This window comes from Myxococcales bacterium (assembly GCA_022563535.1).
Taxonomy (GTDB): Bacteria; Myxococcota_A; UBA9160; order UBA9160; family UBA4427; genus DUBZ01.
Genome location: JADFNE010000008.1, coordinates 72588 through 96290 on the forward strand (window position 1 = coordinate 72588; position 23703 = coordinate 96290).

The following is a 23703-nucleotide window of genomic DNA, read 5'->3' on the forward strand; positions in this document are numbered from 1 at the left end:
TGTGAATCCAGACCAAGATAAAAATAGCGGCGCGCACGGCGCGAAGGGCGAGCAAGGCGAACTCGAGAAGGGTTGGTTCGACGTTCCCGAGAACGTAAACAAGATCATCTGGACCCTCGTCGCGCTCTGCGCTGCATCGGTGGCCGCAGAACTCTTCTTTCACAAGCACTCTCCTTACGACTTCTTGGACTTCCCCGGCTCTGACGCCCTTTACGGCTTCGTGTCCTGCGTATTGTTGGTGTTGGCGGCGAAGCGAATACGCAAGGTCTTGATGCGCGACGAAGATTACTATGACGGATAGTCCGACCGACAGCGTTACGAATTTGGCGATGCTGCTTCCACCGGGCTGGCTCATGATCCTGGGCGCGCTCGTCGTGCCGCTTTTACGGGGCTCGGTACGCCAGGTCTTCATGCTCGTGCTTCCGGTGATGGGGCTCGTTCAGTTGCTCGCGCTTCCTCTCGGAAGCAGCCTGACGAGCGAGTTCATGGGCTACGAACTCGAACTCATGCGCGTCGACGAACTGTCCCGGGCCTTCGGCGTGGTTTTCTACGTCGCCACGTTCATCAGTCTGATCTACGCGATGAAGGTCAAGGACTCGCTCCAGGCGGCATCGGCCTTGATCTACGCCGGAAGCGCCATCGCTGCAGTCTTTGCGGGCGATCTGATCACGCTGTTCGTCTGCTGGGAACTCACTGCCGTCTCTTCGGTGTTCTTGATCTGGGCGAATCGAACCGAAGCGTCCCTGCGCGCCGGTATGCGTTACCTGATCATTCAAGTCGGCTCGGGGGTGCTGCTGCTCGCGGGAGCGATCATCCATTTTGCGGAGACCGGCTCTCTCGCGTTCAATCACCTGGGCCTGGACAGCCCGGGAGCGACTTTGATCTTCATTGCTTTCGGCATCAAGGCGGCCTTTCCGTTCCTGCACAACTGGTTGCAGGATGCGTATCCCAACGCCACGGTGACGGGCACGGTCTTCCTATCGTCCTTCACCACCAAGTTGGCGATCTACGCCCTGGCACGGGGCTTTGCGGGAACCGAAATCCTGATTCCGATTGGCGCGGCGATGACCGCGTTCCCGATCTTCTATGCGGTGATCGAAAACGACCTGCGCAAGGTTCTGGCCTACAGCCTGAACAATCAGCTCGGTTTCATGGTGGTCGGCATCGGGATCGGAACTGAACTCGCCCTCAACGGAACTGTGGCCCACGTCTGTGCCCACGTGATCTACAAGGGGTTGCTGTTCATGAGCATGGGCGCTGTGCTGCACCGCGTGGGTACGATCAAGGGCTCGGAACTGGGGGGGCTCTACAAGTCGATGCCCCTCACGACGATCTTTTGCATCGTGGGCGCTGCATCGATTTCGGCGGTCCCCCTCACCAGCGGATTCGTCACCAAGAGCATGATCTTGACCGCGTCCGCGGAGGGAAACCACACGATCGCATTCCTCGTGATGCTCTTCGCGTCCGCGGGCGTCTTCCATCACTCGGGGATCAAGATTCCGTTCTTTGCGTTCTTTGCCCACGATCGGGGTCACCGGGTCAAGGAAGCGCCGCTGAACATGTTGCTGGCCATGGGGATCGCGGCGGCGCTGTGTCTGGCGATCGGGCTCTTCCCGGGCGTGCTCTACGGCCTGCTGCCATATCCGGTGGATTACGAGCCATACACGACATCACACGTGGTCAGCATGCTTCAGCTGCTGTTGTTTTCTGCGCTTGCATTCACCTTCTTGATGAAGACGGGGTTCTACCCGCCCGAACTGCGCAGCACGGTGCTCGACAGCGACTGGCTCTACCGCAGACTGTTGCCTTCGGTCCGAGATCGGCTTGGTGCAGCCTATACCGTGACCCTTGATTTCAGCATGTCGAAGTTTCACGCCGGACGCCGGGCGCTGTTGTCCCAGGTCGAAAAGATCCACGAACCCTTCGGTCCCCTCGGCGAACCCTGGCCCACGGGAGCGACCACGTTGTGGGCGGCCGTCATGCTGTTTACCTACCTGGTGCTCTACTACTAAGGCCGGCTGGCTCCGATGCGGATTTCGCGGCTCGGGAGGGGGCAGGGGCGGGTTACTCTGCACTTTGTAGGCGCCTGCTAATGTCGTGAGGCAGGTCGCAGCGCGAGTTCATCCCGCCGGAGGTAAGGCAGTTGCTCGACATCCCGCGTCTCAAGCGAATCCCGTTGAGCCGATATCCCCTGGCTCAAAAGGTGATTGGCAATATTGGTCTCTGGCCAAACTTTCGCCTGCCGCCACAGGTCGAAATTATTTTGGAGGATTTCGAGCGGATTCCCCAACGTTCAGTGATCTACGCGATGAATCACACCGATCGCTATAACTATTTTCCGTTCCAGTTTCAGCTGTGGAAAAGCCTGGATCGCTTTACCGCGACCTGGGTCAAGGGCAAGTACTACGAAAACGCCCTGCTGGGCAAGTTCATGGAGCTCACCAACAATATCCCCACCGTTTCACGGGGGTATCTGATCACCCGGGATTTCGTCTCTGTGATGGATCGGACGCCGACATCCGACGAATACACGGCGCTGCGCAGTTGGGTCGACGAGACTGCGCAAGGGGATGTCGGAGAGACGCCCCTGCTCTCCGCGGCGGTTTCGGAAAAACTTTTGAACGAGCCGCGGGATGTATTGGGCTACGCGTTCGATCCCGAGCGAAAGAGCTATCCCGAGTACATCAACTCGATCTTTGCCGTGATGATGGAGTTGTTCGTGTCTCTCAATGAGCGCGCACTCGATCTCGGCCTCGACCTGCTGATCTTTCCCCAGGGCACCCGCTCGATCCGGCTGAGCGCTGGCCACATCGGACTGGCGGAAATGGCGCTGCGGTTTCAAGCCACGGTGGTTCCGGTCGGCTGCAGCGGATCGGATCTCGTCTATCCCGGCGCCTCTCCCTTCGGAAAGGGGGGCCGGATCGTCTATCGCTTTGGAGAACCGATTCCCTACAAAGAGATGGAACGCTTTCACATCCCCGACGATTTCACGCCCTTCGACTCCCGACACGAAGCGCAACACAAGGTCAAGTTGCAGGGCTTCGTCGACGTGGTGATGGATCGGATCAACGAACTCGTGGATCCTCAATATCAGTACGGCGATGGCGCCTCCCCCGTCGAATCGGGCAGCGATCGCTTTCTCTGAGCAGCAGCCTGGGCACTGGTCTTTTTGGGCTCCGTGTGAACGCAACGTTCCTGCTTGCCGCCTGGTTGCTTCTCGACACCCGGCTGCAGCTGCCTCGCGAGGCCCTCGATCTTGCTTCGTTTTTGTCGTTTTTACTCAGTTCACTTTGATTCGCACACTTCTTGCATCTCCTCATGGAAACCAAGGGGGGATAAGAGGTGTTGCATGCGACGCGACGTCCACGCACTTGCGAGCCCTGTGAACTACTCGATGGTGGGCCTGAGTAGGGCACGATTTACCTCATGGTGTGTAACGATGATTGCAATCGTTGCAGGAGTGGGGTTCGCGATCTTTCTGTTCGGATTGGCGTTTTGGCCGGTCAGGTCCCCGGGGCCTTGGGGATCGAGTCTCAGGGGGTCGGGAGCCTTGTCCCATCTATCTCCCCAAGCTACACATACCGCGCCACAACCTGCTCCACCTGCGTGACGTAACTTCCGCCAAATAAATTGACATGAACCATCAGTGGATAGAGCTGCCAAAGCGCTGTGCGCTGCTCAAAGCCCGGTTCCAGCGGAGCCGCCTCGCGATACGCATCGAACACTCGCGCAGAAAATCCGCCGAACAGCCTCATCATCGCGAGATCCATCTCCGGATGTCCACCGTAGACAGCGGGATCGATCAAACATGGCAATCCGCGGTCGTCGGCGATCAGATTTCCGCTCCACAAATCGCCGTGGAGACGCGCGACCCGAGGTTCGGGGCCGCAATGTTCAGACATCGTCTCGATCAGTCGCTCGAGTTTGCGCTCGAGGTCTAGCGGAAGTCGCTGAGACCGCCGCGACAATTCGACCTGCGGAGCAATCCGTTCGAGCGCGTAAAATTCTGACCAGCGCTTTCGGGAGTCGTTGCGCTGTGGAAGCGAGCCGATGTAGTTGTCCCGAAGCAGCCCGAACTGGGGCGCGCCGCTTTGATGTAGCGCGGCCAGACCGCGGCCCAGGGTTTCGTCGAACTTGTCGACCCTCGGGCATTGTTCGATCCACTCGAGTACGAGATAGGGATCGCCTTTCGAGGTTGTCGCGATCACCAACGGAACGCGCAGGCTATCCGACTCACGGAGCCAATCGAGTCCGTGTGCCTCGGCGGCGGACATCGCGCTCTCCCCACCCGGGTAGTGCTTGGCGAACAACGGAGTCCCGTCTTTCAACTCGATGCGGACGCTATTGCCAATGTCTCCCCCGGACACTGGGGCAACCCTGCGTACGGGTCGCCCGATCAAGTTTTCGTAGTGGGCTTCAGCTCTGGTCATTGCACCCGCATCTCGAGCCTCAGCCCAAGTTGTGTTCTTCGGTGATGTGTCGCAGCAGTCCGCGGCACGCGGCCTCACAAATGTCGTAGACTCGCTCGAATCCGTTGCCGTCACCGTAGTACGGGTCGGGGACATCTTGGCTATCCGACTTTGTAGCGTCGTAACTTCGCAGCAGTGAAAGTTTGGCGAGTTCGTCGGGATCGTCGGTCAGTTGCCGTAGGTCGGACAGGTTCTGGACATCCATGGCGAGGACGTAGTCGAAGCGCCGAAAATCTGCGGCCTTGAACTGACGCGCACGACTCTCGAGGTGCACGCCTCGTTGCGAGGCTTCCTCGCGGCTGCGCACGTCGGAGAGTTCGCCCGTGTGGTATCCCGCGGTTCCGGCGCTTTCGGCTTCGATTGCGTTTTCGAGATTCTCCTGGCTCACGAGATTCTGCATGACGCCTTCGGCAGTCGGGGAGCGACAGATGTTTCCCAGGCAAACAAAGCAGACTCGGATCATGGAATGGGTTTCCTCCCGGGAGCGGTGGATTGGGTCGCGGAGCGTAGCAAGTGCCCGCGCCCCGGGACCTGGAGCTATGGTACCGGTCCGCACAAAGGAGGCGGCCGGGTGGGAAACGCGGAAAGTCGCATGAAAAAGCGCGGACATCGCGAACTCGTCGTGTTTGGACGGCGCGCCGTTCGCGAAGCCCTTGACCAGGACGCTCGCGATCTCGAGGTCTGTGAGGTGTGGGTGGCGAAGTCGGTGCCCGCGCCGTTTCGCGATGATCTCCTGGCTGCGTGTCGCAAATCGGGAATCGATCTGCGCGTGGGCACGCCCGCCCAGGTACATGCGCTTTCCGGCGAGCCTCGTCACGACCAGGGAGTGGCAGCACGCATCCGGCTCGGTCGGGTGATCGACGTTACGACCTACCTCGAGGCCCAGAAGGGCAAGGCCGCCCGCCAACCCAAGCGACTCATCGCTCTGGATGGCGTGACGAATTCTCAGAACATCGGCCTGGTGGTGCGAACGCTCGTGGCCTGTGGGCTCGACGGAATCCTCTGGCCGAAGATCGGTTCACCCTGGGTCAACGGCCTGGCGATCAAGGCGTCGGCCTCGGCGCTCTATCGCTGCAACATACTGTGTTGCGAAACGTTGGCCGAGGGCCTGATGGAACTCAAAGTGGCGGGATTCGAAGTCGCGGGTTTGACCCATCCAGAGGGTTCGAATCTGTTCGAACATGAGCTGCCACATCGCTCGGTGCTGGTTGCCGGCAGTGAAACAAAGGGGTTGTCGAGGGAGGTGACGGAGATGCTGGACCGACGGCTGTCCATCCCGCTGCAAGGTCCGGTTGAATCCTTGAACGTCGCAGTCGCCGTTTCGCTGGCTTGCTACAAAGCGGCGGGAACCATCTCGGGTCAACCCCTGAAAGGTGCTCGGTAGTCCGCCGGAACTGCCTGCGTTCCATCCGCGCGGCACATCGAAATTCGCGGCTTCGCCTCAGATCCGCAGCGAGAACATCCGATGCGAGAATTTCGAGCGAGCCATCATGCCCAGATCAAGTACATACGAGAACGCCACTCATAGAATTTCGCAGTCGCGAAAGTGGATCACGATTCTCTTTACCGACATTGTCGACTCGACCCGTCACTGGCAAGAGATGGGCGATATCGAGACGCGCTATCGCATTGAGCAACACAACCAGAATCTACTTCCCCTGGTCGGTGCCCATGGAGGCGAGGTCGTGAAGACGATCGGCGATTCGATCATGGCGTCGTTTTCGGAGCCCGAGAATGCGGTTCGATCGGCGATCGCCATGCAACATGCGCTGCATGAGATCCGCGAAAAGGATCCGGACTTCCAACTCAAGGTTCGCATCGGAATTCATCGGGGCAAGGCGCTGGTCGAAGACGACGACGTCTACGGCAACACCGTGAATGTGGCGGCGCGGGTCGAAGATGAGGCGCAAGGCGACGAAATCTTGATCTCCGACTCCGTGGTGCAATACCTCGATCAAGAACGCTACTTCCTTTCGCGACGGGGAAGTTTTACGCCACGAGGCAAGACCAATTCGATCTTGCTCTATCGCGTGAGTTGGTGGCGAACCGAGAGCATGCTCGATTGCGTTCCGAAGCGGCATTCCGGCCCCAGGCTGCGACGGCTTCTCGAGCTGATGTTTTACCCTGTCTGCACTGCGACAGCATTGCTCGTCGGCGCGGCCGCGATCGCACCGACGCTGCTGCAGTCTCGCCCGGGATGGCAGAGCCTGGTGTTGAATCCGCAATGGGCAGTCGAGAATGATCCGCAATCCAGTCTCGGAGCGGCATTGCTGCTCGTCGCCACGCTTGCCGCACCGTTGCTGATCCGGGCCGCTCGAGAAGAGTGGCTGCTGCTGCTGCGAGGAGCCGTGGCGTTCGCCGCGGGGTTCGGCATGATTCAGCTTGTGGCGTACTCGACGCCCATTCATTGGCCCGGAGAATTTCGCCATGTTCTGGAAACCGCTGGGCAGTCCCTGGTCGAAATTCGCGAGCCCGACCTGGTCCTGCACAATACGCCGTCTCGGGACGCCCCTGTGGTCGCGGTGACGTTCCCGGGACAGCGACTGCCCCTCGCGCAAACCGCGAAGACGCGATCTGCAGAGTCATGGCTCCGGGTCGCGGTTGCCCCGGGCCAATTTGGCTGGCTGGCGGCGGAAGAAACTGGGGCGGGGCGCGCTGCTACGCATCAGATCGTTCCCGCCCGCTACGGCGTCCTCGAGGCCCTGGATCTGTACGCGACACTCTGGGGCGTGGTGCTCTCGCTGGCGGTGTTTGTGCGACCTCGGCCAGGCAATGCCCGTCCGAGGTCGGCTTCGGTATAGTGCGGGCCGCGGTCGCCTTCTCGGCCGCTCAAATGAGAGTGACCGGCTGTGTATTCTGCTTTGGTTTCCCTGTTAATCGGCGCGATCGCCGGTGGAATTTGGACTGCGCTGGATCTGTGGAAGGGCTGGGCGATGGGCATCGTCTTGCTGGTGCTGGTCTTCTTTCTTTCGTTCTTCATCATTTCGCGAATGCTCGCGAAGCGGCTCGAGCCCAAGTTTCTCGCGATCCAGAAGCAGATGCAGGCCGGGGCCACCAAGCTTGCTCTGCAGTCTCTCGAAGCAATGCTGCCCATGGCTCGCTGGCAGATCATGCTGAAGGGTCAGATTTACGCACAGATCGGGTGCTTGCAGTACACCCTCGGCGACGACAAAGAGGCTCTGGTGAGTCTCGACAAATCCGCTCGTCGGAGTTCAGAAGCGCAACTCTTTCTGGCCGCGTTGCACTATCGGAACAAGCGCTTCGACAAGGCCAAGCAGGCCGTCGAAGAGGCCATCAGCTTCAACAAAAAGCAGGTGATCCTCTACAACGTGAAGGCGTGGCTGTTGCTGCATGAGGGTGATCGAGAGCGGGCGATCGAGACGCTGCTGAAGTGCGAAAAAGTGGACAAGAAGAGCGAAGCCACCAAGGACAATCTCAACCGGCTGCAGAACGGCAAGAAGATGAATATGAAGCGGTTCGGAATGTCGTGGTACGCGCTCAAGCTCGAGAACCCCCCCGCTTCCATGCGTCAACAACCGCCCGGAGCCCCGCGACCCGGCTTTCGCCAGAAACGCAAGGGCGGCAAGCGCTAACGCCGCTCAGGCTTCGTTCTCGAATTCGCCAAACTCGAACCTGTCGAGACCATCGGTCCGATGTAGTGCCGCGTACGCACCCAGACACACGATGTTGGCGAGGTTCAGGCTGCGGACCGCGCCCCTCATGGGGACCGTCACCCTGCGCTCCGGGTACTCCGCGAGCAGATTTTCTGGCAGCCCCTTTGACTCGCAGCCGAAAACCAATACATCGTCCGCTTCGAAATCGACTGCAAACAGGGACTCGCCCCCCCGAGCTGTGAATAATCTCAGGCGCTCTTTTAGCGGTCGATTCGAATTTGCGCTGAGTTCTTCCTGCAGGGCCTGCCAACTCGCGTGGACAAGCATGTCGACGTCGGGCCAGTAGTCGAGACCGGCGCGCTTGAGGTGCCGGCTGTCCAGACTGAAACCGATCGGCTCGACCAGATGCAGGCGAAGATCGACCGCTGCGGCGAGGCGAGCCGTGCTGCCGGTGTTTTGCGGGATCTCCGGATGGACGAGGACAATTTCCATAGCGAGATTCTTGTTTCCGACCCGCGCTGTTTACCCCGCGCCTATTTACGCAGTCGGCCGTCCAGGGATTCGAGTCCCTGCTCGAGGCGCTTCAGGAACTTTGCCTGATCCTTGTCGGTCAGGGTCTTCTTTTCGGAATGAAGAAGCACGTGGTAGGCCAGGCTCTTGCGGCCCTCGCCGATGTTGTCACCGAGATAGACATCGAAGAGTTCGGCGCTCATCACTTGACCCTTGCCCGCCTGTTCGATCGTTTTGACCAGTTCCGCGGCCTGGGTCGACTCGGGGAGTTCGACCGCGACATCAACCTTGACCGCCGGAAAGCGTGGGATGGGCCGATAGTCCGGACCTCGGTCTTCCGCGAGCAAGAGATGATCGATGGAGATTTCGGCAACGGCGGTGTCGCTGGTGAGTTCTCCGGTGAGCCCGAGATCGCGCGCCATGCCGGGTTCAAGGCTTGCGAGGTGCAGCGCGGTGCCGTCTACGTTCTTGAACACGGCGGACAGCGCACGGGCGGGGTGCGCCCAGGCGGGGGCGTCTTCGGCCGGTTGATAGCTCGGGGCCGCCAGGCCGAGGTGTCCCAGCAGGTCGTCGACGATGCCGTACAGCCGAGCGAACGCGTTGTCGTCGAACGCGGCTTGCTTGTTCGGCATCGGCGCCATCAGAACCAGGGCCACGCGATGAACTTCCCGGGGTTCGCCGCGTTCGTTGGCGACTTCGGGGTGATAGCCCTTGCCGATTTCGAAAAGACGCACGTCCTCTCGTTGGCGGCGATTGTTTTCGAGGGTTCCGAGCAGGGAGGGCAGAATGCTGCGCCGCATGCGGGCTGCGGCCTGATCGATCGGGTTCACGATGCGAACGTGGGGCGTATCGCTCTCTCCGAGTAGTTCGACCATCGAGTCGGGGATGAACGAGTAGCTCATGACCTCGTTGAAGCGCGCACTGCCGGCGAGTCGGTCCTGGATCTTGCGCACCATCAGGCGCCGCAAGTCGCGCTGGGGCGGAGCGATCTCCGCGACCAATGCGCGCTCGGGCACATTGCCGTAGCGGTAGATGCGACCGATCTCTTCGATCAAGTCCTGCTCGATGGTGATGTCCTTGGTGGCCCGGGCCGAGGGGATGCTCACCTGGAAGTTCTCGCCTGTAAGTTTCACGCCAAAGCCCAGGCGGGTGAGGATGTTTTCGAACTCGTCGTTCGAGATGTCCTTGCCCAATGCCGTGCGCACCCGATCGGGTCGCATCGTGATCGTGTTGGCGGGATCGCTCCAGTTCCCGGCGTCCGCAAGTGCGGCGGGAAAGCGGACCTCCGGCTGCAGGGACGAGAGGAGTTGTGCGAAGTGCCCTGCTGCTTTCAGCGGCAGCGTTGGATCGAGACTCTTCTCGAAGCGCGCCGAAGATTCGGTCCGCAGGCCGAGGCGTGTGGAAGTGCGGCGTACCACGGTGGGATGGAAGGTCGCCACCTCGAGCAGCAACTGGCTCGTGTCCTCTCCTACCTTCGAAGCCTCGCCCCCCATGATCCCCGCGAGCGCCACCGGTTCGTCGCCCGAACAGATCAGCAGGTCGCTGGTCTCGAGTTTGCGTTCTTCGCCGTCGAGGGTTGTCATGGTTTCACCCTCGCGTGCGTCGCGAACTACGATGCCTTCCTTCGACAACTGTTTGGCGTCGAAGGTGTGGTTGGGTTGACCGAGGTCGAGCATGACGAAATTGGAGAGATCGACAATTTGATCGATCGGACGCTGTCCCACGGCCAAAAGCAAAAAACGCAGCCAGTCGGGAGAGGGCAGGGGCCGGGCATTTTCGATCGAGAGCCCGAGGTAGCGGCTGCAGGCGTCGGAATCGATTCGCAGGGGAAACGCGCGACCCGAGCCCAGCTTGGGGAGATCGCAAACGAGGGGTTTCAAGGGCCGTTCGTAGATCGCCGCAATTTCGGCTGCGATGCCCCGGTGCCCCCAAAGGTCGGGGCGATGGGTGAGGGATTTGTTGTCGATCTCGATCACCCAATCGTCGATCTCGAGGGCCGATGCGACGGGAATTCCGATTTCACACGCGTCGGGCAAGACCCAGATCCCCTCGTGATCGTCTCCGAGTTCGAGTTCCCGTTCCGAGCAGATCATGCCCCGGGACTCGACGCCGCGAATCTTCGACTTCTTGATCTTGAAGTCGCCGGGGAGCACCGTACCCACCGTCGCCACGGCGACTTTCTGGCCCTTTGCAACGTTGGGTGCACCACATACGATCGAGAGAGCTTCGCCCTCGCCGACGTCTACCTTGCACAGCGAGAGTTTGTCCGCGTTCGGGTGAGGCTCTCGTTCCAACACGAGTCCGACCCGGACGTCAGACAGATGGGGCGCAAAGGCTTCCACACCCTCGACTTCGGCGGTCGACAGCGTGAGGTCGTTGGCCAGGGTTTCGGGATCGATGCCCGTCAGCTCGACGTGGCGACTGAGCCAGCGCAGTGAGATCAACATTGGAACTGCTCCAGGAAGCGCAGATCGCCCCCCAATAAATGGCGTACGTCATCGATGCCGTAACGGAGCATCACGAGACGCGAGAGCCCCAGGCCGAAGGCGAACCCGCTCCATTCGTCGGGGTCGATGCCGCTCATCTGCAGGACTTTGGGGTGCACCAGGCCGCAGGGCAGCAATTCGATCCAGGTCGTGCGTCCACAGACGCTGCAGCCCTGTTCGCAGAACGGGCAGCGCGCGTCGAGTTCGAAGCCGGGTTCTACGAAGGGGAAGTGGCCCGGGCGCAGGCGGACTTCCACGTCTCTGTGAAAGATCCCGCGCAGAAGCGTCTTCATGGCCCCGATCAAATGCCCCACCGAGATGTCCTTGCCTACCACCATCCCCTCCATCTGGTGGAAGGTGTGTTCGTGGCTGGCGTCGGTGGATTCGTTGCGAAAGCAGCGGCCCGGAGCCACCACGCGAAATGGCGGTTCGAGCGTTTCCATTGCGCGCACCTGCACCGGTGAGGTGTGGGGGCGCAGGGAATACTTCCCCTCCTCGTCGCAGTAAAACGTGTCCTGGGAATCCCGCGCGGGATGGTCGCGGCCAATGTTCAGGGCTTCGAAGTTGTACCAGTCGAGTTCTACCTCGGGACCGTCGAGCACGGTGTATCCCATGGAGAGAAAGAGATCTTCGAGCTCTCGGGTGACCTGGGTGATGGGGTGCAGGGACCCGGTCTGGAGTCGTGCCGGGGGCAGGGTCGGGTCAAAGCCTTCGCCTTTGCGTTCGGCGGAGAGGCTCGACGCGGCGAGTGCGCTGCCGCGCTCTTCGAGGGCCTGTTGGATCGCCTTCTTCAGCAGGTTCGCGTTCTTGCCAACATCGCGTCGCTGATCTTCGGGCAAGCTGGGAATCGAGGCCAGCAGGCCCGCCACCGCTCCCTTCTTGCCGAGAAACTCGCGTTCGATCTGTTTCAGAGCATCCGGCGATTGCGCGGCGAGAATCTTCTCCTGCGCCTGCTGCAAAATGTCTTGATGGCTCCCCATCGAATTTCAAACTCCGCGACCCAGAGGTCTGGATGAACGATCCCGAATCGCGCGTCGCCGGCCCCATTGTCGGCGTTGCGCGGCTGTAAATTTGCCGGGAACGTAGGCCACGGCCACGCACTCGGCCGCTCTCGCGACCCGGCTGACCCCGGTAGCGAGTTTGTTTGATCTAAGTTGTTGATTTGGTTAGCTTAACGCGCCGTTCATTGCACGAAAAAATGAACCGGACAAAGGGAGTTCCGTGAGCGACGAAGAATCCGATGCGGCGAGCGATTTTATTCGCGCGTTGATCAACGAAGATGTGGCGTCGGGCAAGCACGGCGGACGCGTGGTGACGCGCTTTCCGCCCGAGCCGAGTGGTCTGCTGCACATCGGTCACGCGAAGGCGATCTGCCTCGACTTTGGCGTCGCGGCGGAGCACGGCGGTCGCTGCCATCTGCGCTTCGACGACACCAACCCCGTCGCGGAAGAGGACGATTTCGTCCAGGCCATCAAGCGAGACATCCAATGGCTGGGGTTCGATTGGGGAGAGCATCTCTATTTCACCTCCGATTATTTTGATCGGCTTTACGAATTTGCGGTCGAGCTGATCGGAAAGGACATGGCCTACGTCTGCGACTGGAGTTCCGAGGAAATCGCGGCCAATCGCGGCAGTCTGACCGAGCCGGCCAATCCAAGTCCGGGCCGTACTCGCAGCGTCGAAGAAAATCTCGATCTTTTCGCCCGAATGAGGGCCGGGGAGTTCGATGAGGGTGCGTATGTGGTTCGGGCCAAGATCGATCTGGCTTCTTCAGTACTCCCGATGCGCGATCCCACGATCTATCGGATCATGAAAGCATCGCATCATCGAACGGGTAGCGATTGGTGCATCTATCCGATGTACGACTTTGCCCACTGTCTTTCGGACGCCCTCGAGTCGATCACCCATTCGCTCTGCTCGTTGGAATTTACCGACCGGCGCCCGCTCTACGATTGGTTTCTCGAACAGCTCGACGTTCCGTCGAATCCGCAACAGATCGAGTTCGCGAGGCTGAACGTCGCCTATACCGTGACCTCCAAGCGTCGCCTTCGGGCGATGGTGGACGAGGCGCACGTCGCTGGTTGGGACGATCCCCGCATGCCCACCCTTGCTGGCCTGCGCCGCAAGGGATATACGCCGGAGTCGATTCGCAACTTCTGCAAAGGCATTGGGGTGACGAAGCGGGAGAATCTGATCGAGATGGCGCGGCTGGAATTCAGTGTGCGCGACCATTTGAACAAAGTTGCCGAACGCCGCATGGCGGTCTTGCATCCACTGAAGGTGGTCATCGAAAACTACCCCGAAGACGAGATCGAAGAACTCGATGCGATCAACAACCCCGAAGACGAGGGCGCAGGAAAGCGCAAGGTTCCCTTCTCGCGCGAGATCTACATCGAACGCGATGACTTCATGGAAGACGCGCCGAAGAAATTCTTTCGCCTGGCGCCCGGGCGGGAGGTGCGGTTGCGGTACGCGTACTTCGTGACCTGTACCGACGTAATCAAGGATGACACAGGTGAGGTCATCGAACTGCGCTGCAGCTACGACCCGGCGACCCGCGGTGGCGACTCCCCGGACGGCCGCAAGGTCAAGGGCACCATGCATTGGGTATCGGCTGCGGCGGGAATCCCAGCCGAGGTGAGGCTCTACGACACGCTGCTCGATATCGAAGACCCGTCGGCGCTCGAGGAAGGGGAAACCCTGCTCGACTACATGCGCCCAAACTCGCTCGAAGTCCTTACCGACTGCATCGTAGAGCCGAGCCTCTCTGACGCAATCCCGGGGCAGTCCTTCCAGTTCGAGCGCCTGGGCTATTTCTGCGTCGACCTCGACTCGAAACCAGACCACCTGGTATTCAACCGCACGGTGACGTTGCGAGATACCTGGGCGAAGGTTGCGAAGCAGGCTTCGAAGAAGGGTCGCGGGAACTAGCGCTAGAATTCGATGGGGTAGCTCGGCTCTTGATACCCGGGCGCCGCTGCCCCGTCTTTCGAGTTCTGTGTCTCGACGGTTCCGAGCGAGTAGATCAACTTGCGACCGCGTGAGTACTGAATCGGCGCGCCATTGAATGCGTCGGTGGGAACCGAGTCCAGATACTGGGGAACCAGTTCGCTCAGCTGGTCCGGCAAGCGCCCCCAATCTTGTTGAAACGCCCGCAGCGCGAACAACGTTCGCGTCGCTTCGAGTGCCGTGTCGAGGGCACACCGGTGCAGGAAGAAGCTCCGGTAGTCGGGGGTGCTGTACCGCGGTTCCGCGTCTTCTCCCTCGCCCGGGTTTGCTTCCGGCCCCAGCGCGCCGGGTGGGGTCGGAAACGGAAGTTTTTCGAGGTTGTTGCAATCCAGTTCGCTGGCGCGTTGATACGTGCGCGTGGCAGCGGCGAAGTCTTCGAGGGTGCGCCGGGTCTGTAACTCGAGGGCTCGAAGCTCGATCTCGGCGATTTCGTCGGATTTGGCCGACCCGCCGGAAGTCCATTGTTTTTCCTTCGCTCGGTCTGAGATCCATCCGAGCAAGGCTTTCCAATGCTGATATTCCGCCGACCACATTCGCTTCCAGGCCGCGGAGCTGCTGCGGTAGGCGGGCAAGAGGTCGACCCAGCGCCGGGCCTGAGAAGCTTGCAGCGGAGCGCTGGCCACCAGGCGGCGAAGGGTTTCGAGACCGTCGGCGCGATAGCCCATGCTCAATAGGGTCGTCGTGAGCACGGCATGGTTGGCCCCTTCGACTCGTTGGGCCAGACGCAAGATGTCGAGGGCATTGTCGAACGCTGCATCCCAGTCGGAGAGATTCGCGTTGTGATGGGCCGCCAGACGGAGGAGCTGCACGAGGTGCTCGGTTTCGAGCGGGATTTCGGGGGTGAACTCCAGCTCGCTGGCGTTCACTTTGGGGAGCCGAAAGTGGGGAGCTGCGAGGGCCTGGCGCAGTCGATCGAGGGCCGCCGCATTGGCCAGGAGCAAATCCGCGACATTTTCGGGTTGGATGTCCTCACCCGCCCAGACTGCTTCGGCCATGAGTTGGTCGGCGTCATTGAATTCGCAGAGTTGCACGGCTGCGAGCAGATGATTGAGACCGTTTTCCTGGGCGGTGATGGTCTGGACGATCACGGACAGGTCTGCATCGTCCGGCCCGCCTGTAGGATTGCGTTGGTGCGCGATGTAGCCCGGCAGGCTGATTGCGATCAGCAGCGCGCCAATCCCCGTGATCCACATCAGCCGTCGAAGCATGGTCCATCTCTCCGGTTCGCACGTTCCCATGGGCTGATATCGGCAGGCCCAGCCAGGGGCTAGAGCTGCGAATCTCGCTTTGGGGCGTCGTCACCCGCTCGTCTCGCTATCCTGGGTCGTGATGGCTTCCCAAGAGAGTGAAAGAAGGCGGCTCTGCGGTCCCGCGGAAATAGAACGTGCGCTTGCGCGCGCCGGGGATTTCGCCTCCGACTCAGATCCGCGCAGCGATCTCGCGATTCAGATGATCTTCTGTCTCGACGAATCTCGTGATGCAGCCGTTGCGCGAGTCGTCGACCGGGCCGGGTCCATGGGCATCGCGATTCGACGCGTGAGCGCGCGGGAAATGCTTCGGCTCGCACCCCCTGGAGGCGAGACGCAGATCCTGGCACTCGTTGGGCCGGCGCTGGGGACGAGTCTCGAGGCGGTCATGCAGCAGCCGGGTGTCGTGTGGCTGCTGGTCGAGTGCGTCTATCCGAGCAACGCGGGCGTCGTGATTCGCAGTGCCGAAGTTTCGGGTGCGGCCGGTGTGGTGATCGCCAGCGATTTCGATCGCGTGGAGCGCCGTGATTGTCTGCGCTACGCGATGCGGGTAGATCGTTTTTTTCCGGTTCACTTCGAAGACGCCGGGCGATCCATTGCCCTGGCTAGAGCCGCGGGGCGCACGATCGTGGCCGTCGAAGATGTAGGCAAGCACGCGCCGTGGCAGATCGACTTGCGCGGGCCACTGATGATTGCGGTCGGGGGAGAGGAGGGCGGTATCCCGGACGCGTTGCTCGCCCAGGCGGATCAGGTGGTGCGCGTTCCCATGCACGGGTTTCTGCCGTCCTACAATTTGCAGTCCGCGATGGCCGTGGTGATGGGAGAGCGGCTACGCCAAGCGCATGGCCAAGGGCATGACCAAGCAGACGGCCAAGCCTAATAGCGATCCGGCCGAATCTCCGCGTCGTTTCCGCCGTCCACGTACAGAATGCTTCCGTGGATCCAGTTGGCTTGTTCACCGGAGAGGAACCAGACCGAATTGGCGATGTCTTCGGGCTCGCCGCGCCGACCGAGTGGAATGCTCAGACTTTTGATCGCCTCCGAGGTGAGGGGATCGTCGATGCATCCCTGTAGCAGCGGCGTGTTGGTCGGGCCCGGACATACCGCATTGAGCCGTACGGATGCTCTTCCCCATTCGCCGGCACGACGTCGCACCGCGCGACCGACCGCGTGCTTGCTGGCCATGTAGGCGACGATCGAACTTTCCAGTTTGTCGATCACCTCGCAGGCTTCGGCTTCGTTGTGTTCGAGCATGGCGAGTACGAAAGGATGTTCGGCGAAGTCGCCCATCTGTGCGGAGTTTGAGCAGATCACCACTGCATTGGGCTGAGTGCCCTTGGCGAGGGCCGGGAGCAGCGGGTCGAGCAGATCGACCACGCCGAAGTAGTTGACTTTGCAGATCAGTGAGGCGGGCTTGACCGATGAGCCGAGCCCCGCGCACAAGACCAATCTGTCCAACGCGCCACCACAGCGAGTCAGAATCTCGTCAACCGCTGATGCTCGGCCGGATTCGGTTGAAAGGTCCGCTTCAACATCCGCGTTGCGCAGATCGATGCCGATGGTTTCGAACCCTTCGGCTTCGAAGCGCGCTTTGACCGCAGCGCCGATGCCCGACGCCGATCCTGTAATTGCTGCAACTGCCATGTCTTCTCCCGGGCAAAGCGCGCTAGATCGACCTTATGGCCCCAACTAGACTCGCTTTCTCTTCTTCGCTCATGCCGTAGGTCACCAGACTCAAGCGATCGGCGAAATCTCCGAAGCGTTTGTGTAGTCGCTCGGGAAGTTCGTCGATCGAACTCACGATGGCGATCTGGTCGAGCAGGTCGTCGTCGATCAAGCTTGCCATCTCGAGCCATTCACCGCGCTTCGACAGGACGTTGAGTTCGTCTTGCAGGTCACCGCGACCGACGCTTTCGAGTACGCCTCGATAGGCCGTCGTCGATCCGTAGAAAGCAATCTGCGTCTTGGCCCCTTGTTTGGCCGTGGCCAGCGCCGCATCGTCCTCACCGCATACGATGATGGCCTGGGCGGATATTTCGAAGCCCTCTCGCTTGCGTCCCGAGCTGGCGAAGCCTTTTTCGAGAGCTGGCATCGTGACCTGCGCAACGAAGGATTCGGTGTGGAAGGGGTGCAGGAAGTATCCGTCGGCCACTTCGCCCGCAACCTTCGTCATGATTGGGCCGACGCCCGCGAGAAAGATGGGCGGCGTGCCGTACGGGTTCGGTCCCGGATTGAAGAACGGTGCCATCAGCGTGTGTTGGTAGAACTCGCCGCGATGGTCGAGTTTGTCGCCGTCTTGCCAGGTCTTCCAGATCTTGCGAATCGCAGAAACCAGCTCGCGCATTCGGAGAGCGGGTTTCGACCAGGGCATGCTGTAGCGGCGTTCGATGTGGGGCTTGATCTGAGAGCCGAGTCCCAGGATGAAGCGTCCTTTCGAGTGGAGTTGCAGGTCGTAACCGAGATTGGCCAAGTTCATCGGGTTGCGCGCGAACGCCACGGCAATCGCCGTAATCAGATCGATGCGTTCGCTGTGTTCCGCCATGACGCCGATCTGCAGGAAAGGATCGTGACGTCCTTCGAACACGAATCCGCCGTCGTAGCCTTGTGCCTCGAGTGCCCGAACCGCCACGCCGGCGTCTCGCGGATCGTCCACCATGACCGAGCCGTCGATCTTCACATCCATCTCCCGAAATTCTTCTCTTGTGATCCTATGGCATCAAGCTCCGGGGCGCCCGGCGTGAATGGATCTGCGCTTTTGTCGAAATTCGCGCTACCCTGCTCAGCGGCATCAGGTTCATGTTCAACTTGCACCCGATTCCGGGTCGCGGAGTGAATGGACTGCCGACTCCCTAAGAAGCAGCTAAGTAGCCAAGAAGCCGAATCACGGACTTCTGTCATCTCACGTTCGAGGGCATTGCCTTTGCGCAGTTTGCGTAATGTGTGTAGTGGTCGAATTCCATGAAACAACGTCGTTCACCGGTGCGGCCCCGGGATGCCGCGAGTTTGGTGATGGTGCGCAAACATCGAGGCCAGCCTCAAGTCCTGATGGGGAAGCGTCCTGCAAAAGACCGCTTCATGCCCGACGTGTACGTGTTTCCAGGCGGTCGAGTGGAAAACTCCGATGCGAGCCTGGTCGCGGGTACTGAGCTGCCGGATCGAGAACTCGTGCGCACTGCCGCACGCGCAACCCGCCGACGCGCGCGAATGCTGGCTGTGGCGGCCGTTCGCGAAACCTTCGAAGAAACGGGTCTGTTGGTCGGCAAGCGGGTTGCCGGCGAGATCCGGCCCGACCTCGATCGCCTTCGGCTCATCGCCCGGGCCATCACCCCAACCGATTCACCGATCCGATACGACGCTCGCTTTTTCCTGGTCCCGGGCGAGCTTGCGAAAGGCCGCCTGCGGAGCAATGGCGAACTACTCGATCTTTGCTGGTTCAGTTTCGAGCAGGCCCGCAAGCTTCCCATCATCTCGGTTACGGAACTGGTTCTCGATGAAGCGCTGTATCGTCTCGCCCGCCGACCGTTCCGCGGAATTCCGTTGATTTTCTGGCGGGGCGAAGCGACCCAGGTGCGATACCGACGCGAGTTCGGCTGACGCAGGTCGTGGGGCTTTTCCGGACACTCGTAAACGGCTCGACCAGCGAATCGAATTTCTCGCCCGGCAAGTTCGGCAAGCGGGCTGCTAGCATGCGCGAGTCGTATTGGCCCGGGCAGGGAAGGAAGAACATGAACGACAAGATTGCGCTGATTACCGGAGTCACCGGTCAGGACGGGTCTTATCTCGCTGAATTGCTCCTGGACAAGGGATATGACGTCCACGGAATCGCGCGGAGGACGTCGCTCTTCAATCGCGCCCGGGTAGAAGACCGAGTTCGGCAGGCGCGAAAGGACGGCCAGGTTTACGAACTTCACTACGGGGACATGGGAGATTCCAGCAGCATCAATCGTATCCTCGGCAAGGTGCGACCGACCGAGTTGTACAATCTGGCGGCCCAGTCCCATGTGGGCGTGTCCTTTGATCAGCCCGAGTACACCTCGGACGTGGATGCGACCGGGGTGTTGCGGCTCCTCGAAGGGATTCGTTCCCTCGACTTGACGAGTCGGTTCTACCAAGCGTCAACTTCCGAACTCTTCGGCAAGGCCGAGGAAGTGCCGCAATCCGAGTCGACTCCCTTCCATCCGCGATCGCCCTATGGAGTGGCCAAGCTGTACGGATACTGGATCGTGCGCAACTACCGCGAAGCGTATGGGATGCACGCGAGCAACGGGATCCTCTTCAATCACGAGTCCCCGAGACGGGGTGAGAACTTTGTCACGCGAAAGGTGACGCTCGGGCTGGCGCGCATCAGGGCGGGTATGCAGCAGACCTTGTCGATGGGCAACATGGATGCGAAACGCGATTGGGGCTACGCAAAAGACTTCGTCGAGATGATGTGGATGATGCTGCAATGCGATGAGCCCGGGGACTACGTCGTGGCCACGGGCGAAACCCACACCGTGCGCGAATTCATCGTCAGCGCGGCACGAATCGCCGGCATGGGCATCGAATGGGAAGGCAGCGGCGTGGACGAAGTAGGGCGAGACGACAAGTCGGGCAAGGTGATCGTCGACATCGACCGGCGGTTCTACCGCCCGGCCGAAGTCGATATTCTGCTCGGCGATCCCACCAAGGCCAAACAGCGCCTCGGTTGGGAGCCCAAGGTCAAGTTCCAGGAACTGGTCGAAATCATGATGAAGGCCGATCTCGATCTACTTGCTCGCTAGCTCGGCCGTGGCGACAATCAGGTCGGAGTCGTCGTCGAGCGGGGATCCGTCGTAGTTTCCGGCGAGCGACACGAGCCGCAGGCCGGCTGCATCGAGCAGGGGTGCGATCTGGTCGCTCAGCAGATAGCGGTGTGCCAGGGGTGCGGCGACCGAATACCCACCTTGGCGAGGTTCGTACGTGTAGACGACGTCGAGTCGTTGTTCGTCGCGTGACCAGTCGGCCTGTTCCACCACCTGGTATGCGACGCCGTCGTGGACGATGTTGGCGACTTCGTCATCGTCAGAAGCGTCGCCTTTGTTTGTCGGAAGTTCGCGATGAAAAGCATCGGCTGAGTATGCGTCGAAAATGAGGCGCCCCCCCGGCTCGAGATGGTCGGCGATACGCTGGAAGCACGAGCGCACTTCGCCCTCCGAGAGCAGACAATACAATCCGCTGTAGGGAATCAAGATGCGATCGAATTTGCAGCGGAACGCAAAGCGTCGCATGTCCCCTTGCACGAGTTCGACGCGATCGCCAGGGCGCAGGCGGTTTCTGGCGAGATTGAGCAACGCCGGGTTCATGTCCAGGCCAACCAGCCGGCGATCCTCGCCGGCGAGAGTCTCGAGTACACGGCCGTATCCGCAACCGAGTTCGAGGAGGCTTTCTGCGCCTCGACACTGCTCGCGATAAAAGGCCAGATCTCCGGGATTCCCGGTGTGGAGCTTTGCATACAACTCCGCGGGACATGGCTTTTCCATCTGTGAAAGTTAGAAGCCCTGTTGAAATCTGCTAGCGCATGGAGAAGGAAATCTGAATCAAATCCAATCAAACTGCAAGAATCCAGCCCTGCGTGAGTAGAGGTGTGCGGCTACGCAATCCCGCGGCGGAGCGGCTGTAAAACGGTTCACTTTTTCTCCGGTTGGACGAATTAAACCAGTGACATGCTGCCGCGTGCGCCAACACAACACATTGCGGCATATCGAAAAATTGAGCTTGAAGCCGTGGGTTGGATCGACGCTGCAATGGATGATGGAGTGGTGAGATGGCAAATGGTGCGAAGACCCTGGGGTCGGTCAAACTAGGCACGAAGGGTGGATTGAGCGGCGAGGATCTGAGGCGATTCGGTCTCGAAATGAATCCGTTCTCGTCGAATCACGATTCCAAATTCCTTTTGCGCAGCAGTCCCCTGCGGCGCGCACTGAAGGCACTCCGCGGATTTTTGGATGCGGAGACCAGGCTGATGGTCATCGTGGGCGAACCCGGGGTTGGCAAAACTGCTGCGATCGACGCGATGTCGAGGGAGATCAAGGACGGCATTCGAACCGCGCGCATTATGAATCCGCCATCGAGCTGGAGTGAGCTTGGGCAGGAGATTGGCGAGCAACTCAAACTGAGTCGGGGGCGTCTTTCGCCCGGAAGCATGGTTGCAGATCAAGTGCCCGCGCAAACCTATCGAGTGATCGTGGATCGCGCCGAGCAATTGGGTGAAGATTCGGTCAAACACCTCGGCGCATATCTCGACCTGAAGGCCAGCGAAGGCAGGCAGGTGCATCGGCTCCAGATCGTGTTGGTAGCCCGAGAGGTTACGAGCGCTCCAGTGTTTACCTGGCTTTCGGATCGCGCCCACTCGCGCATCGAACTTGCCCCGCTCCAGCCCGAACAGACCCGAGACTATGTGGATCGGCGCGTACAAATCGCGCAACTCATTGCGACCCCGATCTTTTCGAGTGACGCGCTGGATCGCATCGCCGATGCCGCGGGAGGCAACCCGAGAAGCATCAACCGCTTGTGCTCTGCGGCGCTCACCCTGGCAGCCTCGCGTGGAAGCAGCACGGTCGACGCAGAGACGGTCGGCACGGCATCCAGGCGTCTGGATGGAGGCGCGTCTCCAGCGGCAGCCAGCGCAATCAAGTCTTCGGCGCCAGCCGCCGCCATGCCAGCTCCCGAAGTCAATCGAAACCTCCCGCCCGATTCCTTCGATGAACTCTTGGAGGAGCCATCGGTCTCGACCCGTGTCGCGGTGCTGGGAACGGAAGCCTCTAAATCCAACGGCCGCTCCCATGCGGCGTTGGCCGTCATCTGTGTCGTACTGTTGGGCGTGATCGCTGGAGGCGCAGCCTTCTTGTACTTCAACCCGCCGCCGCCGCCTGAACCGCCCATTGTCCAAATCATCGAAGTCCCGGTGGAAAAGATCGTAGAGGTCCCCGTCGAGGTTCTGGTCGAAGTGGTGAAGATCGTTGAAGTCGAAGTTCCGGTGAAGCCCAAACCTCGGGCTCCCAAGCCCCAGCCCAAAAAGATTGCCAAGGTCGTAAAAGTCGCACCGCCCCCCGCAAAGCCGGCTCCCATACCCGAGGTCGTACCGAAGAAGCCCGAATTGGGACCCATTCCCCCCGCGGCTACGGTGCTCGATCGCGCCTTCGCAAAATCGTATCCCGGAGACCACACCCGGATGGTCGAGATTTTCCAGCACGGACAAGACGGGGTGACGTTGACGCAGACCCTCAAGCTCGCCCGAATCAAGCGCAAGTCGCGCACGCTCACGATCGGCGTGTTGACCGGGGATGTGAGCAGCGACGTCCACGAGGTTGAAAGTCGTTTTCTCAGCATCGAGACTGGGGCGCTTGAAGACGAGCGCTTTGGTTATCGCCCGGCGAGCGGAACGGTCGAACACCTGAAGGGTGGCCGGGGAGAAGATCCGTTCTACGGAAATTCGTTTCACTACGACGACTTTCGCGTCCGACAGTCGAAACACTATCTGATTCACAGCATCGAGCGGACCCAGATTGAAGATCAATATTTTTACTCGGTATCTGCGAAGCCGCGCTTCCGGGCAGCGTACGAGCGGGTCGACTTCATCGTCGATTCGCAGGACTACGCCCTTGTCGAGATCCACTTCTTCCAGGGACTCGGTCTGCGGCCCTATCGCATCCTCCAATATCCCAGGAGTGACATGAAGGCGATCGGCAGGGGGTTGGTCCCCATGCGCATGATCTCCCGGGACTTTCGGGCGAACCGGATCGACGAGGCGCGGGTGGTGAAGGTGAAGCCCGGGAATCGACTGGACCCGAAGCTCTTTACCCTGACTCGCATGAGGGATGCGAAGTTCGAAATCCCGAATCTTTGAACGACCCTCGAGAGTTTCGGGATTGCTGTCGAGGTGAGTCTAGATCTCGAGTTTCTCCACCTTGATGCCCACGCTCTTCAGTAACTCGAGCGAGTCTCGCAGTCGGTAGTCTTCACCGTAATAGACCTGCCGAACGTTACCGAGGTTGATCAAGCGCTTGGCGCAGGCCACGCACGGTAGATGGGTCACGAAGACGATCTTCTCGACTTGACGCGGTGAGTCGCAATTGATCACGGCGTTCTCTTCCGAATGAAGGCAGCCGCAGTTGCCGGCATCCTCGCGATCGCACTGGTTCGGAAGTCCCGTGGCGTTCCCGTTGTAACCGACGGCGAGCACCTTGCGATAATCCGTGCTGGTGATCACCGTGCCGACATTCAGGCGGGAACAGGTCGAGCGGTTGGCCAGCGTGCGGGCCAGGTTCAGGTAGATGTTTTCAAAACTCGGTCGACTGCTTGCTTCCATGGGCTCGAAATTGCTCCTTCGACACGGTCCGGTAGCTGG

At 60.4% G+C, this 23703-nt stretch carries 21 protein-coding genes; 11 read left to right on the forward strand and 10 right to left on the reverse strand.

Annotated elements, in window-relative coordinates; all coding sequences use genetic code 11:
• Position 1 precedes the first annotated feature (1 nt).
• The 3 genes from IH881_04445 (at position 2) to IH881_04455 (ending at position 3145) form a co-directional block, all read left to right on the forward strand.
• The gene (locus tag IH881_04445) at positions 2 to 301 is read left to right on the forward strand and encodes a hypothetical protein (GenBank protein MCH7866921.1); all 300 of its coding nucleotides are present in this window, start codon (positions 2 to 4) and stop codon (positions 299 to 301) included.
• A gap of 22 nt (positions 302 to 323) precedes the next feature.
• On the forward strand, positions 324 to 2012 hold the full coding sequence (locus tag IH881_04450) for a Na(+)/H(+) antiporter subunit D (protein MCH7866922.1): 1689 nt from the start codon (positions 324 to 326) through the stop codon (positions 2010 to 2012).
• A gap of 131 nt (positions 2013 to 2143) precedes the next feature.
• Positions 2144 to 3145 carry a 1-acyl-sn-glycerol-3-phosphate acyltransferase gene (locus IH881_04455; protein MCH7866923.1) on the forward strand — a complete coding sequence of 334 codons (1002 nt, stop codon included), beginning with the start codon at positions 2144 to 2146 and terminating at the stop codon, positions 3143 to 3145.
• A 427-nt stretch (positions 3146 to 3572) separates the two neighbouring features.
• On the opposite strand, the gene IH881_04460 is transcribed toward IH881_04455, so the two are convergent.
• Positions 3573 to 4430: a fructosamine kinase family protein gene (locus tag IH881_04460; GenBank protein MCH7866924.1), complete on the reverse strand. Its 858-nt coding sequence runs from the start codon at positions 4428 to 4430 to the stop codon at positions 3573 to 3575.
• 19 nt (positions 4431 to 4449) lie between these two features.
• A complete protein-coding gene (locus IH881_04465) occupies positions 4450 to 4932 on the reverse strand; it encodes a low molecular weight phosphotyrosine protein phosphatase (protein MCH7866925.1) in 483 nt (160 codons plus the stop codon).
• Between the two features lie 129 nt (positions 4933 to 5061).
• Between IH881_04465 and IH881_04470 the strand changes: the two genes are divergently transcribed.
• From IH881_04470 to IH881_04480, 3 genes are all read left to right on the forward strand, one after another.
• Positions 5062 to 5853 carry an RNA methyltransferase gene (locus IH881_04470; GenBank protein MCH7866926.1) on the forward strand — a complete coding sequence of 264 codons (792 nt, stop codon included), beginning with the start codon at positions 5062 to 5064 and terminating at the stop codon, positions 5851 to 5853.
• A 106-nt stretch (positions 5854 to 5959) separates the two neighbouring features.
• Complete coding sequence (locus tag IH881_04475; GenBank protein ID MCH7866927.1) at positions 5960 to 7270, forward strand: adenylate/guanylate cyclase domain-containing protein; 1311 nt, start codon at positions 5960 to 5962, stop codon at positions 7268 to 7270.
• Positions 7271 to 7318: 48 nt separating this feature from the next.
• The gene (locus IH881_04480) at positions 7319 to 8062 is read left to right on the forward strand and encodes a hypothetical protein (GenBank protein MCH7866928.1); all 744 of its coding nucleotides are present in this window, start codon (positions 7319 to 7321) and stop codon (positions 8060 to 8062) included.
• Between the two features lie 6 nt (positions 8063 to 8068).
• Here IH881_04480 and IH881_04485 read toward each other — a convergent pair whose 3' ends face one another.
• From IH881_04485 to pheS, 3 genes are read right to left on the reverse strand one after another with little or no spacing between them, the layout of a single operon-like run.
• Complete coding sequence (locus tag IH881_04485; protein ID MCH7866929.1) at positions 8069 to 8575, reverse strand: tRNA (cytidine(34)-2'-O)-methyltransferase; 507 nt, start codon at positions 8573 to 8575, stop codon at positions 8069 to 8071.
• Positions 8576 to 8616: 41 nt separating this feature from the next.
• Positions 8617 to 11040 carry a phenylalanine--tRNA ligase subunit beta gene (locus tag IH881_04490; GenBank protein ID MCH7866930.1) on the reverse strand — a complete coding sequence of 808 codons (2424 nt, stop codon included), beginning with the start codon at positions 11038 to 11040 and terminating at the stop codon, positions 8617 to 8619.
• Positions 11034 to 12059, reverse strand: a complete 1026-nt coding sequence (pheS, locus tag IH881_04495; protein MCH7866931.1) for a phenylalanine--tRNA ligase subunit alpha — start codon at positions 12057 to 12059, stop codon at positions 11034 to 11036. Before pheS ends, IH881_04490 begins: the two co-directional genes overlap by 7 nt.
• A 241-nt stretch (positions 12060 to 12300) precedes the next feature.
• Between pheS and IH881_04500 the strand changes: the two genes are divergently transcribed.
• Positions 12301 to 14010 carry a glutamine--tRNA ligase/YqeY domain fusion protein gene (locus tag IH881_04500; GenBank protein ID MCH7866932.1) on the forward strand — a complete coding sequence of 570 codons (1710 nt, stop codon included), beginning with the start codon at positions 12301 to 12303 and terminating at the stop codon, positions 14008 to 14010.
• A gap of 2 nt (positions 14011 to 14012) precedes the next feature.
• Here the strand turns inward: IH881_04500 and IH881_04505 are convergent, their stop codons facing one another.
• Entirely contained in the window at positions 14013 to 15296 is a 1284-nt protein-coding gene (locus IH881_04505; GenBank protein ID MCH7866933.1) for a hypothetical protein, read from the reverse strand.
• A gap of 121 nt (positions 15297 to 15417) precedes the next feature.
• Here IH881_04505 and IH881_04510 point away from each other — a divergent pair, with 121 nt between their 5' ends.
• On the forward strand, positions 15418 to 16215 hold the full coding sequence (locus IH881_04510; protein MCH7866934.1) for a hypothetical protein: 798 nt from the start codon (positions 15418 to 15420) through the stop codon (positions 16213 to 16215).
• On the opposite strand, the gene IH881_04515 is transcribed toward IH881_04510, so the two are convergent.
• Positions 16212 to 16979 carry an SDR family oxidoreductase gene (locus tag IH881_04515; GenBank protein ID MCH7866935.1) on the reverse strand — a complete coding sequence of 256 codons (768 nt, stop codon included), beginning with the start codon at positions 16977 to 16979 and terminating at the stop codon, positions 16212 to 16214. The two genes, IH881_04510 and IH881_04515, sit on opposite strands and share 4 nt — an antisense overlap.
• A 22-nt stretch (positions 16980 to 17001) precedes the next feature.
• Complete coding sequence (locus IH881_04520; GenBank protein ID MCH7866936.1) at positions 17002 to 18012, reverse strand: TIGR03617 family F420-dependent LLM class oxidoreductase; 1011 nt, start codon at positions 18010 to 18012, stop codon at positions 17002 to 17004.
• A 281-nt stretch (positions 18013 to 18293) separates the two neighbouring features.
• Here IH881_04520 and IH881_04525 point away from each other — a divergent pair, with 281 nt between their 5' ends.
• Together IH881_04525 and gmd are read left to right on the forward strand one after the other, a co-directional pair.
• Positions 18294 to 18929, forward strand: a complete 636-nt coding sequence (locus IH881_04525; protein ID MCH7866937.1) for an NUDIX domain-containing protein — start codon at positions 18294 to 18296, stop codon at positions 18927 to 18929.
• A 131-nt stretch (positions 18930 to 19060) separates the two neighbouring features.
• Positions 19061 to 20098, forward strand: a complete 1038-nt coding sequence (gene gmd, locus IH881_04530; protein ID MCH7866938.1) for a GDP-mannose 4,6-dehydratase — start codon at positions 19061 to 19063, stop codon at positions 20096 to 20098.
• Here the strand turns inward: gmd and IH881_04535 are convergent.
• Positions 20084 to 20836, reverse strand: a complete 753-nt coding sequence (locus IH881_04535) for a class I SAM-dependent methyltransferase (protein MCH7866939.1) — start codon at positions 20834 to 20836, stop codon at positions 20084 to 20086. The two genes, gmd and IH881_04535, sit on opposite strands and share 15 nt — an antisense overlap.
• A 284-nt stretch (positions 20837 to 21120) precedes the next feature.
• Here IH881_04535 and IH881_04540 point away from each other — a divergent pair, with 284 nt between their 5' ends.
• Positions 21121 to 23202, forward strand: a complete 2082-nt coding sequence (locus IH881_04540; protein MCH7866940.1) for an outer membrane lipoprotein-sorting protein — start codon at positions 21121 to 21123, stop codon at positions 23200 to 23202.
• A 39-nt stretch (positions 23203 to 23241) separates the two neighbouring features.
• Here the strand turns inward: IH881_04540 and IH881_04545 are convergent, their stop codons facing one another.
• Positions 23242 to 23664 (reverse strand): CMP deaminase, encoded by a 423-nt coding sequence (locus tag IH881_04545; protein ID MCH7866941.1) that lies wholly within the window; start codon positions 23662 to 23664, stop codon positions 23242 to 23244.
• Positions 23665 to 23703 lie beyond the last annotated feature (39 nt).

Excerpts from the sequence above, each read along its gene's own strand:
- IH881_04460 (MCH7866924.1), bottom strand. The coding sequence starts at position 4,430 with ATGACCAGAGCTGAAGCCCACTACGAAAACTTGATCGGGCGACCCGTA.
- IH881_04465 (MCH7866925.1), bottom strand. The coding sequence starts at position 4,932 with ATGATCCGAGTCTGCTTTGTTTGCCTGGGAAACATCTGTCGCTCCCCG.
- IH881_04470 (MCH7866926.1), top strand. The coding sequence starts at position 5,062 with ATGAAAAAGCGCGGACATCGCGAACTCGTCGTGTTTGGACGGCGCGCC.
- IH881_04475 (MCH7866927.1), top strand. The coding sequence starts at position 5,960 with ATGCCCAGATCAAGTACATACGAGAACGCCACTCATAGAATTTCGCAG.
- IH881_04485 (MCH7866929.1), bottom strand. The coding sequence starts at position 8,575 with ATGGAAATTGTCCTCGTCCATCCGGAGATCCCGCAAAACACCGGCAGC.
- IH881_04490 (MCH7866930.1), bottom strand. The coding sequence starts at position 11,040 with ATGTTGATCTCACTGCGCTGGCTCAGTCGCCACGTCGAGCTGACGGGC.
- pheS (MCH7866931.1), bottom strand. The coding sequence starts at position 12,059 with ATGGGGAGCCATCAAGACATTTTGCAGCAGGCGCAGGAGAAGATTCTC.
- IH881_04505 (MCH7866933.1), bottom strand. The coding sequence starts at position 15,296 with ATGCTTCGACGGCTGATGTGGATCACGGGGATTGGCGCGCTGCTGATC.
- IH881_04510 (MCH7866934.1), top strand. The coding sequence starts at position 15,418 with ATGGCTTCCCAAGAGAGTGAAAGAAGGCGGCTCTGCGGTCCCGCGGAA.
- IH881_04515 (MCH7866935.1), bottom strand. The coding sequence starts at position 16,979 with ATGGCAGTTGCAGCAATTACAGGATCGGCGTCGGGCATCGGCGCTGCG.
- IH881_04525 (MCH7866937.1), top strand. The coding sequence starts at position 18,294 with ATGAAACAACGTCGTTCACCGGTGCGGCCCCGGGATGCCGCGAGTTTG.
- gmd (MCH7866938.1), top strand. The coding sequence starts at position 19,061 with ATGAACGACAAGATTGCGCTGATTACCGGAGTCACCGGTCAGGACGGG.
- IH881_04535 (MCH7866939.1), bottom strand. The coding sequence starts at position 20,836 with ATGGAAAAGCCATGTCCCGCGGAGTTGTATGCAAAGCTCCACACCGGG.
- IH881_04540 (MCH7866940.1), top strand. The coding sequence starts at position 21,121 with ATGGCAAATGGTGCGAAGACCCTGGGGTCGGTCAAACTAGGCACGAAG.
- IH881_04545 (MCH7866941.1), bottom strand. The coding sequence starts at position 23,664 with ATGGAAGCAAGCAGTCGACCGAGTTTTGAAAACATCTACCTGAACCTG.